Here is a 244-nt window from a genome sequence, read left to right on the forward strand (position 1 = left end):
GATTCTTCCTGTTTCAAGAATTCAATGCCGTAAAATTCACAAAGATATTCTAGTTTTTCTTTTATGTTACCGAGAGGAATATTGACAAAGTTTTGATTTGTCTTTTTTCCTAGATTCATATTGCGTTGCCATGTTTCCGCATAGCCAATGACAAGTTTGCCAATTTGATTTTCAATACAGTAGTTAATGATGTAACGGCAAGTCTTGTTGATATAATCATTCACTTTATTATTGCGATTCATAG

General features: G+C 32.0%; 1 protein-coding gene. It reads right to left on the reverse strand.

What is annotated here, in order from left to right; genetic code table 11:
* Nucleotides 1-244: IS200/IS605 family accessory protein TnpB-related protein (locus ETC02_RS17410; protein WP_171698519.1), on the reverse strand; the 244-nt coding region annotated here is incomplete at both ends.

The organism is Geobacillus sp. DSP4a (assembly GCF_013096875.1).
GTDB classification, from domain to species: Bacteria; Bacillota; Bacilli; order Bacillales; family Anoxybacillaceae; genus Geobacillus; species Geobacillus thermophilus.